Source organism: Archangium sp., assembly GCF_036388035.1.
In the GTDB taxonomy this organism is placed as follows: Bacteria; Myxococcota; Myxococcia; order Myxococcales; family Myxococcaceae; genus Archangium.
In genome coordinates, this window is record NZ_DASVSO010000629.1 from 16,212 (window position 1) to 27,552 (window position 11,341).

Here is an 11,341-nt window from a genome sequence, read left to right on the forward strand (position 1 = left end):
GTCTACTCAGGGGCTCGACCTGGGAGCTTCCAGCGCAGCACGCGGCCCCAGGGCAGCCGCACGGCGAGCACCCGGTGCCGCGCTCCCAGCCGAGCCACCTTTAGCACCAGTCCCCGGCGCGGAGCGAGTCCTCCCTCCGGGGTGAGCCGCCAGCGCAGGTCGAAGCCGAGCAGCTCCGCCTCCGCCTCTGTCGGGAGGGTGCCCGCGGCGCGCAGGGCCTCGGCGAAGCGGCGCCCGTCCGCCAGCGGGTGGGGCTCCACGCCGAGCAGGGGATGGTGCGGAGCCCACGCGTTGAAGTGCTCGGCGAAACCCTTCCCGAGCGCCTCGGCCAGGGCGGGCCACGCGCGCTGCACCTGCCGGCGACGCTTCGACAGCAGCGCCTCGGCGGCGGCCCGCACGCGCTCGGCGTCGAAGCCGGCTGGCACGGGTGCACTCAGTCCCAGTGCCCGCGCCAGCGCCTCCTGCTTCCGCGCCAGCCGCTCCCGCGCGTCACCACTCATGCCGCCCGGGCCTCCGTCCACCGCACCACGCCTCGCTCCAGCGCTCCGCGCACCGCGTCCAGCTCGGCGGTGAGTCGCTCCGGGGGAGGGTAGTGGTCGTCCCGCTCCAGGAGCGCCGGCAGGGGGCCCACCCGCGCCGCGAGCGACTCCAGCAGGGCCAGCGGCCCCTCGGGGACGGTGTGTGCATGGGTGTCGTGGTACAGGCCTCCGTGCTTCACGCCACCCGCCACATGCACGTAGGCGAGGCGCTCACGCGGCACCGCCGCCAGCACCTCCGCCGCGTCCGTGCCGTGGTTGAGGGCATTGGCGTGCAGGTTGGCCACATCCAGCAGCAGCCGCGCTCCCGTGCGCTCCAGCACGCCCGCCAGCCATTGTGCCTCGGAGAGCGCCGGCGAGGGCCACTCGAAGAGGCTCGCCACGTTCTCCAGTGCCAGCGGCACGGGCAGGGCCGCCTCGGCGCGTCGCACGTTGTCCGCGAGCACCTCCAGCATCTCCTCGTCGCGTGGCAGCGGCAGCAGGTGCCCGGACTCCACGCCTCCCGCGCGCACGAAGGCCAGGTGCTCGCTCACGCACACCGCGCCCAGCCGCTCGGCCAGCCGAGCCAGTGTCTCCAGCCGCCTCGGCTCGGGTGGCTCCGCGCTTCCCAGGCCCAGGGACACCGCGTGCAGCACCAGGGGCACCCCGCGCTCGCGCAGGCGCACCAGCGGCACCGGCAGCGGGCCCTTCGGATCCAGGTGCTCGGCCAGCACCTCCACGAAGCCGAGCCCCTCCGTCGTGTCGATGTAGTGCGCGAGCTGACGCCTCCAGCCCAGCCCCACACCCGACAGGGGCCTCAATCCCCGCCTCCGCCGCAACCCCCGCAGCTACTCCCGCCGGAGCAGCTGCTGCCCCCGCTACAACTGCTGCCTCCACCGCAGCTGCTGACTGTGCTGCAGCTGCTGCTGCCGCTTCCCCCACCGGAGCCCGAGCCGTCTCCGGCCAAGGCGCCTCTCTGGGGGGCCAGCACGTTGCGCAGGTCGCCGAAGCCGGTGCTGGCCAGCGAGCCCACGCCAAAGAGCGCCACGGCCATGGCCACATGGCCGCTGTTGAGCTCGGCGCCCTCGGCGCTCGCCGTCATCTTCAGGGGCTGGTGCTTCTCCCGCAGCATCTCCAGCGCCACATCCCCCCGGCGGGTGCGCTTCTGCACCGCGCCGTACAGGAGGGTCGCGTACCCCAGCGGCATGGCGACGATGAGCAACAGCAGGAGGAAGCCCACCGGCCTGTCGCGGCTCAGCGCGAGGCCCAGCTTCAACGCGCCGAGCCCCAGCGCCACGGTGAAGAGGAGCACGGGCAGCCACCTGACCTGGCGCGCCTGCTCGGGACTGAGCAGGAGGCCCTTGCGCTGGAGCGGCTGCTCCAGGGTGTCCATCCTGGTCTCCACGGCGGCACGCAGATCCGGGTGGGCCGAGGTGTCGTTCGAGACCAGGTCATACACGGCGCGCTCGACGGGGCGCGCTTTCGGGGGCGGGCCTCCTTGCTCGACGAACAGGAGCCCGCTGTCGACGCGCAGCCGCTTGTCCTGGACGAGCGCCACCACGGCCGTGTGGGCCACGGCATCCGACCCCTGGAGCGCGGCGACCTGATACGGGTCGAGGTCCAGCTCGAAGGGCTGGGGAGTGCCTCCCGGCTGGCGCAGCGCGGTCTGGAACATTCGCGCCGCCACGTAGGCGAGCACGAGGAAGGGGACGTAGGCCACGAGGAAGTCCGGCCCACTCCAGTCCAGCGGATTCATCTCATCTCTCCCGTAGCGCGGTGGCTCGACCGGAGCCTACCGCACCTCGGGGGAGTTCCCCACCCCCTCCTCAGGATTGGAGGAATTGCTCCACGAGCGCCAGGGCACGGGGGCTCTCCGAGAGCACATCGTGACCGACTCCCGGGAAGCGCTCGAAGCGCACGAGGTGCGGGGCGATGCCCGCCGCCATCTCCTCCGCGCCGACGATGGGCAGCACGGGGTCCTCCTCGCCCGCGAGGATCAGCGTGGGGCAGGCGATGGCACGGAGGGAGGCCCTGAAGTCGAACGTGTGCCACTCGCCGCCGATGAAGTGGCGCGCGACATCGAGGTTGATGATGGGGGCCCCGGGGTGCTCCATCGGGGCAGGTGGCACGCGGCGGTACAGCGGCAGGCAGACCTCTATGTACTTCTGGAAGATGTCGCCGGACGGATCGGTGAAGTAGCTCCGGGCCACGGCCTCCGCGTCGGGGCCACCCAGCCGCCTGAATTGAGCGAAGGCCCGCTCCGCGTGGAAGCGCGGGCTGGTGCCGGAGAGGACGAGCTTGCCCGGATGGTCCGGATGGCGGGTGGCATACGCCTGTGCGACGAAACCGCCGAAGGACATCCCGAGCACCACCGGGCGCTCGATGCCGAGCGCATCGCAGAAGGCGCGCACGTCATCCGCCCAGGTGGCGAGGTTCCATGTCTCGGGAGAGCCGCGCTCGCTGCGCCCGTTGCCCCGGTGGTCCAGGTAGACGATCTGCGCCACCCGGGCGAGCGGGGCCAGCATGGGCTTGAGCCACGAATGATCGATGCCAGGGCCGCCGTGGAGCGCCACCACGGTGGGCCTCTGGCGCATGGTGTCCCCGTGAGCCACGAGCCCCGGGCCCTCCACGTCGAAGTACAGCGATACGCCGTTCACTCGGATTTTCATGGGCGCCGAACATGCCTCCACGTGCGGAGGTCTCAAGGCTCCACCGCACTCCGAGGAACAGGCCGCGTGTCCTGGGAAACAGTTGTTACCTGATGGCCGATGGCTCGGTCGCTCAGGGCGGGGGAGGAGGCGGTGTCCCCTGCGTGCGGCAGTAGGAGCGCGGCGGCCCCCGGGGACTCAGCTCCACCGGCATATGGGCGCTGGGCCTGCATGCGCGGATCTGCTGGTCACACTGGTAGGGCTCGGAACGCCCGCAGTCGGCCGACACGACACAGGGCTTCAGCCAGAAACCCTTCGTCGAATCCGCGGGGTTCCGCAGGAGGACCGAGCCGCGCTGGCGGCATCCATTGCGCGGAGGCTCCGGAATGACGCAGGCCCCGGTGGGCCACTGCCCGAGGAACTCCTTGATGCACACGCCAGCCCCGCAGGCCGCGTCATCCTTGCAGTCGATTCCGAGCGGCACTCCGCACTCGCCGTCCGCCACGGGGGTCGTGGTGGAGCCACCTGGGGGCACCGGAGCGGGGCCACCAGGCTGCGGGCAATTGAGGGGGGTTGAGACGACGTGCCACCCCGCGGGGAGCGCGGCTCCGGTGGGCGACTCCCGCGCCGGCAGTGCATCCAGCGCGCGAATCAGCACCCGCTCGACGGAGCTGCCGCTGAACGGCTCGGTCTCATCCTTCCGCCCATTGTTGTTCTCATCCCGGTAGGCCACGAGCCATGCGACGGCGAACCGGGCACCGGAGGGCAGGGTGGTGAGGTAACGGGTGTCGGGCTCGTCGAACAGATTCATCTCGAAGCCGCGCAGGTACTCCGCGCGGCGGGACGTCCCCAGCTGTTCGGCCACGGGGCCCTCGGCGCCGACCATGCCCCCGGGAGTCCAGAACAGCGCGATGCGCACCCCGGAGTCCGCCGCGTCGACGTAGTCCGGGGGGCCGACCGCCGAGCCCTTCACCGTGAACAGGGGCGTCCCCGAATACGTGTCGTCGACGAGCGAGCTGCCGCACGAGAGCATCGCGCCCGCGAGCACCCAGACGAGACCCCCAAGCAGCGGAGTGAAGGCCCGAGGGCCACGAGTCACCGGCGCCATACGATTCCTCCCGAGCCCCACCAGGTCAGTGGAGTCACCAGCTCGTGGTTCACCTCCACGCCGCCTTGGGTGACGGCGCGCTGGAAGAGCCCGCTCACCGGGCCGCCCTCGAGGCGGAGAGCCAATCCCGCGCCGAGATGTTTCTCCACCAGCAGGATTCCCCCGTAGCCCGCGCCCCATCCCCGCCGGTCCTGGATGCTCCGGCTCGTGTCGAAGCGCTGCTGGTGGAGCACCCCCTCGACGAAGAGACCGAACGCGACACTCACGGGCTCCAGGTCGACGAAGCGCAGCAGGGTCAACCCCAGTCCGAACTCCTCATGGTGGCGCGTCAGCAGCCCGTCGGTGCCGGTGCCCCGCACCGTCATGCCGCGCAGCCGCAGGCCGACGGAGCCCCATTCGAAGTCGAGGCCATAGCCGAGGTGGAGCTGGGGGGTGGTGCCCTCACCCGCGAGCATCTGCCCCCGCATCCCTCCGAGCAGGGAGAGGTTGTGCGAGTAGGACTTGGGGCCGCCGCGGCGGCGCACGAGCCGATCGTAGCGCACCGTCTCGTAGGGCAGCGCGGCGAGCTCCACCAGGCCTCCCGTGGTGAGCGACACCTGGTACTCGCGGTACTCGTCGCTCTTGCGCTGCTGCACGAAGTAGTTGCCCGCGGGCAGGGACAGCTCCCGCCGCTGGCCCTGGGGGGTGACCTCCGCCACCACCGGCCCCCCCTGCTTTCCCTCCATGATGAGGTAGAGCGCGGCCTCGCCGAGCCGCAGCCGGCCCGTGCGCGACCGCGGCTCGGCCGGCTTCGACAGCACGAGCTCGTCGCGCCCCTTCACCTCCCAGGAGTAGGTCGGGTGCTGCAGCGCCACCGTCTGCCCGCTCGAGCGGAGCGTCTGGTCATAGGTGTAGCCGTACGCCTCGGCCAGCGTCACCTTGCCATCGTCATCGTGGTCCGCCGCGCCGCGCAGGGCGTTCACCAGGTGGTGGGTGAAGAAGGAGCCCCGCAGCCGGTCGGACTCCTGGCTCGACTCGCCCGCGCCGCTCGAGGTGATGATGGCCAGGCCCTCGGTGGCCACCTCGTCGCGCAGGGTGATGTGGAAGCTCTCCGCGGCATTCACGCCCTTCACGCGCGTCACCGTGCCCGAGCGGCACGCATCGAGCACGAGCAGGCGCACGCCCGCGGGAGAGCCCTCGACGAGCGTCTTCAGCTCATCGAGGGGCAATTCGCTCCCCCCGAGGTGGAGCGACGCCGCGTCCGCATGGCCCGAGTAGAAGACCACGAGCGCGGTGGGGTGCCCCTCGCCCGCCTGGGCGCGGATGGTGGCGTTCACCTCCTGGAGCGTGCGCCGCACCGTGGCGGCGTCCTCGCCGAGCAGCAGCAGCATGCGTCGGGACGAGACCCCCCCGTGCTCGCGCAGGACGTCGGAGACGACCCGTGCATCCTGCTCCGCGTACAGCAGGCTCACCTCGTCGCGCGCGCCATCGTTGTGGCCGATGGCCACGACCCAGGTGTGCTCGGGAAGCGCCCGGGCCGTGAGGGGCACGAGCACCGTGAGCAGGAGACCCAGGAGGCCGGTCCACGCGTGTTTCATGGCTTCTTCACCAGGACGAAGGGGGTGCTCACGCAGCCGTAGGGGCACACGGGCGCGGCGTCGGCGCCCCCGGAGGTGCAGACCGGCGGACCCACCTCGACGGGGCACTGCACGAGGTGGAACGTCTCGCGGCCCGGCTTCTCGTCGAGCGACACGGCCCCGGAGAGCTCGATGCGGGAGCCCGCCGCGAAGCGCGTCTGCACCCCGGGCTCGAGGGGCCACGCGGTATAGAGCGCTCCGGAGGACTCGATGCCGAGGACCGTCACATGGCCTTCCGACGGCAGGTCGACGGCGAAGCGGAGCCGGTCTCCCGGTGCGAACACGCCACCGCTGATCACCTCCTCGGAATGGTCCCCCGCGAGCCGGAAGACGTACAGCCCGAGGGAGCCCTTCATGCGCGTGCCCTCGGGTTGCACCTGCTCCTGGGTGACCACCACGAGAGCGACGGCCGCGACGGCCGCCACCGCGAGCGGGGCGAACTGGCGGCGCAGCCAGCCGGACAGCCGCTCGGGGAGCGGGGCCGGCCTGTCGAGCCCGGTCCGGATGCGCGCCAGCATCGCGCGCGGGTCCACGCCGTCGATGGCGCCGAAGCCGGCCCGGCGCTCGGCCATGCGCGCGCCGCAGTCCGCGCAGCCCGCCACGTGACGCTCGGCCTCCACGGCCTTCTCCCGTGGGAGCTCGCCCGTGTGGAGTCGATCCAACGTGAGGTCGGACGGACACTCCGGGCGCCCTGTCCTCAGTTTGTTGAAATCGAGCGGGCTCATGATCGCTTCCTTCCGAATCCCAGGAAACCGGACGACTTGCGCTCCGGAGGCGGGCTGGCGACGGGGGACTCCCCACCTGACGCGACCTGTGCTGCCGCCCAGGCCTGGAACCGCTCGAGCAGGTTGCCCACCGTGCGCTTGGACACGCCGAGCACCTCGGCGGCCTCTTCGTGCGACATGCCGTCGAGGAAGACGTACACGGCGGCGGCCGCCTGGCGCTCGTCGGCGGCCGAGAGCAGCCGGCGCAGGAGCACCAGGTCATCGGGGTGCGCCGGGGCCGTCTTTTCGGTGTCGTCCGCCATGGGCGCCACGTGCTCCTCATGGAGCTCGGCGCGCCGCGTCCGGTCACGAATGAGGTTCAGGCAATAGTGGGTGGTGATTTGATAGAGCCACGTCGTCAATTGGCTCTGGTGCCGGAAGCCCTCGGCGGAGCGGAAGGCGCGGATGAAGATCTCCTGCGTCGCTTCCTCGGCGTCGGCGGGATTTCCGAGCAGCCGCAGGGCCCGGCGGTACACACGGGGCCCGTGCTGGTCGAAGAGCACGGCAATCTGCTGCGAGTCAGTTCGGCTCACTGCGTCATTGGGGCGGAGGCGGGGGAGGGGCCCGGACTCTACCAGCAACGGGAGAATCTGCCCGAACCCGGCCGCGTGGCCTCGGCTCGCTCGGGGAGCCGGCCCGCGTTGAACTAGGATGGTCATCATGCGGGCTGCCTCCTCTCCCTTCTTTTCTCTTGGACCCGTGAGGCGGCGTTTGGGGCAAATCTTTCTTTTCGGACTGCTCGGAGCGTGCACGCCGAGCGAGCCCCCACCCGCCACCCCTCCTGCCTCCTGCTGGACCCGGCTCGACGAGACGGCCCTGGAGAGCCCCTGGCGGGCGCCCTGGCTCACGGTGGGCGACACCCCGCTCGACGAGAGGGGCCTGGGAGGGTGGGTGGAGGTGCCGCTCGCGGCGGAGGCTCGGGGCCTAGCCCTGCGGGTGTCCAGGCCAGACGGGAAGGCGGCGTGCGTCCAGCTCGACGAGGGCGACACCGCGCCCGATGCTGGTTATGTCCCCCTGGTGCTCGCCGGCTGCCTGCGCCTCACGGATCCGGTGCTGAAACGGCGGACCGACTCGACGACACCGGCGCGGACAACCTCATGAGCTACCGCCTGTCCACGGTGACGTCGCGCTCCTTCAGCGCGAGCCAGTTCCGCATCATGCGCCGACAACCGACGGTGCGCTGGGGGGAGTAGCGCCCGAGAGGCTCACCGGGTGATCGTGCGAGAGGTGCTGTTACCCGACCGTGATGACGACGTTTCCCTTCTTGTGGCCCGCATCGACGTAGCGGTGTGCGTCGGCCATGCGCTCGAAGGGGTAGCGCCGATCGATCACCGGCTTGAACTCGCCCGCTTCGGCCAGTCGCGCGAGAAGGCGCAGATCCTCAGCGCGCTCTTTGACCGGTCCCGCGATGACCTTCTTCCCGGTGGTCAGCGACTGCCATGGCGCGCTCAGTGTGTCTTTGAGCGTCGCGAGGACCAGAAGGAGGCGCCCCCCGTCCTTCAGCGAGTCTCCGCAACGCGAGAAGGGCGCCGTACCAGCGGTGTCGAGGATGATGTCGTAGGCCTCACCGTTCCGGGTGAAGTCCTCTTGGGTGTAGTCGATCGCCTTGTCGGCGCCGATCGACTTGACGAGGTCGAGATTCACGGTGCTGCAGACCGCGGTCACCTCCGCCCCAAAGTGCTTCGCGAGCTGTACCGCGGCGGTCCCCACGCCGCCAGAAGCCCCGTTGATGAGCACCTTGTCACCCTTCTGGAGCTGTCCTCGCCTGAAGAAGTCCAGCGCCGTCGTGCCGCCGAAGGAGAGCGCAGCCGCCTCTTCATAGCCGAGGGTGGCTGGCTTCAGCGCCAACAAGCCGTTCGCGGGCATGCACTTGTACTCGACGTAGCAGCCCATCTTGGTGCCGCTGAAGGCGAACACCGGATCGCCGACCTTGAAGGTGCTGACGCCCGTTCCGATCGCTTCGATATCCCCCGCGAGCTCGGTCCCGAGGATGGGTTGCCGTGGGCGAGAGCTGCCCAACACGAGCCGACCCACCAGCCCGAAGCCCCTCGGGAGCTGGCGACTGCGAACCCTCCAGTCACCAGCCGTGACCGTCGTCGCGCGGACCCGGATGAGGACTTCATCGTCCTTGGGCGTGGGCTTCGGGAGCTCTTTGAGCTGCAGGACATCGGGAGCGCCAAAGCCTTCGTAGACGATTGCCTTCATGCGCTCCTCGCGGTGAGTCGCCCTCCCTGTGCGAGCGGGCTGCTTGCACAGTGGGCTTACCGTGTAGGCCTGTCAATGATTGGGTCAGCAAGAGAGGCGAGCCAGGGCCCGTGTGAGGCGCGGCCAGTGTCGTGACGGCTCGACTAGCGCAGCTCCTCCGCGCGGACCTAGCGGCCGATGAGCCCCTGCGGGTCGGGCGCGGTCTCGCGGTGGAACTGCTGCACGAGGGCGAGCCGGGCGGACGCATCGGTGCCGGCGGCGGAGGGACTTGGACCCGTGACGCGACAATCCGGGCAAGGAGGGTCGTGCGTTTCTTGGCGCGGCGAGGCGGCCTGGGCGGAAAGGGGGTGGCTCGCCCCCGCGCCGGGTCGCCACCCACCTGCTCGGCTCAGGAGCGGCCGAGGAAGTCCGCCTTGCCAAGGTCCAGCCCGTTGTGACGCAGGAGGGCGTAGGCCATGGTGATGTGGAAATAGAAGTTGGGCATCGCGAAGGAGAGCAGATAGGCCTGCCCCTGGTACTGCACCTCCTGGGTGCGCAGCTTGAGGACGATGGTGCGCTCCTCGCTGCCGTCGATCTGCGCCGGGCTCACACTCCGCAAGAAGTCGATGGTCTTGGCGATGCGTGCCTGCAATTCGGCGAAGGTGGTCTCGGTGTCGGGATGGCTGGGGGTCTCGATCCCCGCCAGGCGGGCGGCACAGCCCTTCGCGGAATCACAGGCGATCTGCACCTGGGCGGAGAAGGGAAGCATGTCAGGCGCCAGCCGGTCCTTGATCAGGAAGGTCGGATCGATCTTCTTCGCCTCGGCATACGCGGCGGCCTTGCCGAGAATCGCCGACAGATTGCCCAGCATGCGGATGAAGACAGGGATGGAAGCCTGATACATCGAGAGGGTCATGGTGTTCGCTCCGAAGGGGGGACGGGGTAGGGCACTCACCTCGGCCGACAGCGGCGGCCCGTGACATGCCGCGCGGTAGGTATGTGGGCCGGGGCAGGGGCTGTCAACGAAGACTCGGGGGCGCCACGAGGAAGTTCCCAGGGGAGCGACACCCGGGGTGCGTTGACGCGGCGGGCCGAGGCGGGCATTTGCTGGAGGCATGTCCGAACCCACCCCTTCCGCGCCGGCCCCTGGCGTCAATGCCCGCCCGGTGGACGTTTCCGAGCGGGTGACCCTGCTGGACGTGCTGCGCGGCTTCGCGCTGTGCGGCGTCTTCGTCTCCAACAGCTTCATCTGGTTTAGCGGCCGCGTCCTCCTGCCGCGCGACCAGGCTCGGGCGCTGGCGGCACCTCCGCTCGAGGCCGTCGTCAGTGCCCTCTACAACTTCTTCGTGAACCAGAAGTTCGTCACCCTCTTCGCCTTCCTCTTCGGGTTGGGCTTCTCCATCCAGCTCACACGCGCCGAGGCGCGGGGGGTCTCCCTCGTCCCGCTGTACTCGCGGCGGCTGCTGGTGCTGCTGGGCATTGGCGTGACGCACATCTTCGCGCTCTGGGTGGGCGACGTCCTCGCCACCTACTCGGTGGTGGGCTTCGCGCTGCTGCTCTTCCGCCAGCGCTCGGACCGGACGGTGCTGACGTGGGTGCTGGTGCTGATGGTGGCGGTGCCGCTGCTGGTGCCCGCCCTCCAGCGCTTCGGCCCCATCCTGCTGCACGGCGCGCAGGCGGCGGCCGAGGCGGCGAAGGCCCGTGAAGGCCAAGACGCCCTGATGAAGGCGCGGTTCCTGACGGGGCTCTCCAGCGACTCCTTCTGGACGACCCAAGAGGCGAACGCGCGCTACTTCGTCGGGCACATGTTTCCGCAGGTCAACCGGCTGCTCTGGATGAGCGTCATCCTGGGTCGCTTCCTGCTGGGCCTGCTCGCGGGGCGGCACCTGCTGCTGCAGGACGTGGAGCGCAACCGCCCCCGGCACCGCCGGCTGCTCGTCTGGGGGCTCGTGCTGGGCCTGCTCGGCAATGGCACGGGGCTGGTGGTGCATCGCCTGCGGCTCGCGGGGCTGGTGGACCCGGCGAAGGACTCCTGGATGTTCGTCCTGCCCGCCATCCAGGAGCTGGGCTACCTGGGCCTGGCCGCGGTGTACGTGGCCGCCTTCGCCCTGCTCTTCCAGCGCGAGCGGTGGCGGAGGGTGCTGCGGGTGCTGGCCCCGGTGGGCCGCATGGCGCTCACCAACTACCTGCTGGAGACGGTGGTGAGCCTCTGCATCTATGACGGCTGGGGGCTGGGCCTCATCGGCCAGCTGCCTCCGTCGCGCTGCGTGGCGATCTCGCTGGCCGTCTTCGCGCTCCAGGTGCCCTTGAGCCACTGGTGGCTGTCGCGCTTCCGCTTCGGCCCCGCCGAGTGGCTGTGGCGCTCGCTCACGTATGGCCGAGCCCAGCCCCTGCGCCTGTCACCCAGGATGGCCGCGGAGCCCGCGGCGAGCTGACGGAGGGGGAGGGGGGTTCAGGAACGCCTGGAGTGGAGCCGGGTGAGAATGTCCCGGGCTCTCGTCCAGAG

At 70.5% G+C, this 11,341-nt stretch carries 12 protein-coding genes; 2 read left to right on the forward strand and 10 right to left on the reverse strand.

Going from position 1 to position 11,341, the window contains the following annotated elements; translation table 11 throughout:
- Positions 1 to 2: 2 nt before the first annotated feature.
- The 8 genes from VF697_RS25785 to VF697_RS25820 form a co-directional block, all read right to left on the reverse strand.
- Entirely contained in the window at positions 3 to 500 is a 498-nt protein-coding gene (locus VF697_RS25785) for a hypothetical protein (RefSeq protein WP_331099368.1), read from the reverse strand.
- Positions 497 to 1,336, reverse strand: a complete 840-nt coding sequence (locus VF697_RS25790) for a DUF692 domain-containing protein (protein WP_331099369.1) — start codon at positions 1,334 to 1,336, stop codon at positions 497 to 499. The genes VF697_RS25785 and VF697_RS25790 overlap by 4 nt, the downstream gene beginning before the upstream one ends.
- Positions 1,333 to 2,271 carry a TIGR04222 domain-containing membrane protein gene (locus tag VF697_RS25795; RefSeq protein WP_331099370.1) on the reverse strand — a complete coding sequence of 313 codons (939 nt, stop codon included), beginning with the start codon at positions 2,269 to 2,271 and terminating at the stop codon, positions 1,333 to 1,335. The genes VF697_RS25790 and VF697_RS25795 overlap by 4 nt, the downstream gene beginning before the upstream one ends.
- Positions 2,272 to 2,341: 70 nt before the next feature.
- Positions 2,342 to 3,184, reverse strand: coding sequence for an alpha/beta hydrolase (locus tag VF697_RS25800; RefSeq protein WP_331099371.1), 843 nt, complete (start codon positions 3,182 to 3,184; stop codon positions 2,342 to 2,344).
- A 112-nt stretch (positions 3,185 to 3,296) separates the two neighbouring features.
- Complete coding sequence (locus VF697_RS25805; protein WP_331099372.1) at positions 3,297 to 4,271, reverse strand: hypothetical protein; 975 nt, start codon at positions 4,269 to 4,271, stop codon at positions 3,297 to 3,299.
- A complete protein-coding gene (locus tag VF697_RS25810; protein ID WP_331099373.1) occupies positions 4,259 to 5,848 on the reverse strand; it encodes a caspase family protein in 1,590 nt (529 codons plus the stop codon). Before VF697_RS25810 ends, VF697_RS25805 begins: the two co-directional genes overlap by 13 nt.
- Complete coding sequence (locus VF697_RS25815) at positions 5,845 to 6,612, reverse strand: hypothetical protein (protein ID WP_331099374.1); 768 nt, start codon at positions 6,610 to 6,612, stop codon at positions 5,845 to 5,847. The genes VF697_RS25810 and VF697_RS25815 overlap by 4 nt, the downstream gene beginning before the upstream one ends.
- Entirely contained in the window at positions 6,609 to 7,184 is a 576-nt protein-coding gene (locus VF697_RS25820) for an RNA polymerase sigma factor (RefSeq protein WP_331099375.1), read from the reverse strand. Before VF697_RS25820 ends, VF697_RS25815 begins: the two co-directional genes overlap by 4 nt.
- 178 nt (positions 7,185 to 7,362) lie before the next feature.
- Here VF697_RS25820 and VF697_RS25825 point away from each other — a divergent pair, with 178 nt between their 5' ends.
- Positions 7,363 to 7,752 carry a hypothetical protein gene (locus VF697_RS25825; protein ID WP_331099376.1) on the forward strand — a complete coding sequence of 130 codons (390 nt, stop codon included), beginning with the start codon at positions 7,363 to 7,365 and terminating at the stop codon, positions 7,750 to 7,752.
- A 132-nt stretch (positions 7,753 to 7,884) separates the two neighbouring features.
- Here VF697_RS25825 and VF697_RS25830 read toward each other — a convergent pair whose 3' ends face one another.
- Both VF697_RS25830 and VF697_RS25835 read right to left on the reverse strand, forming a co-directional pair.
- Positions 7,885 to 8,856, reverse strand: a complete 972-nt coding sequence (locus VF697_RS25830) for an NAD(P)-dependent alcohol dehydrogenase (protein ID WP_331099377.1) — start codon at positions 8,854 to 8,856, stop codon at positions 7,885 to 7,887.
- Between the two features lie 388 nt (positions 8,857 to 9,244).
- On the reverse strand, positions 9,245 to 9,751 hold the full coding sequence (locus VF697_RS25835; protein WP_331099378.1) for a DUF1993 domain-containing protein: 507 nt from the start codon (positions 9,749 to 9,751) through the stop codon (positions 9,245 to 9,247).
- 199 nt (positions 9,752 to 9,950) lie between these two features.
- Here VF697_RS25835 and VF697_RS25840 point away from each other — a divergent pair, with 199 nt between their 5' ends.
- Positions 9,951 to 11,270 carry a DUF418 domain-containing protein gene (locus tag VF697_RS25840; RefSeq protein WP_331099379.1) on the forward strand — a complete coding sequence of 440 codons (1,320 nt, stop codon included), beginning with the start codon at positions 9,951 to 9,953 and terminating at the stop codon, positions 11,268 to 11,270.
- The last annotated feature ends 71 nt before the right edge of the window (positions 11,271 to 11,341 follow it).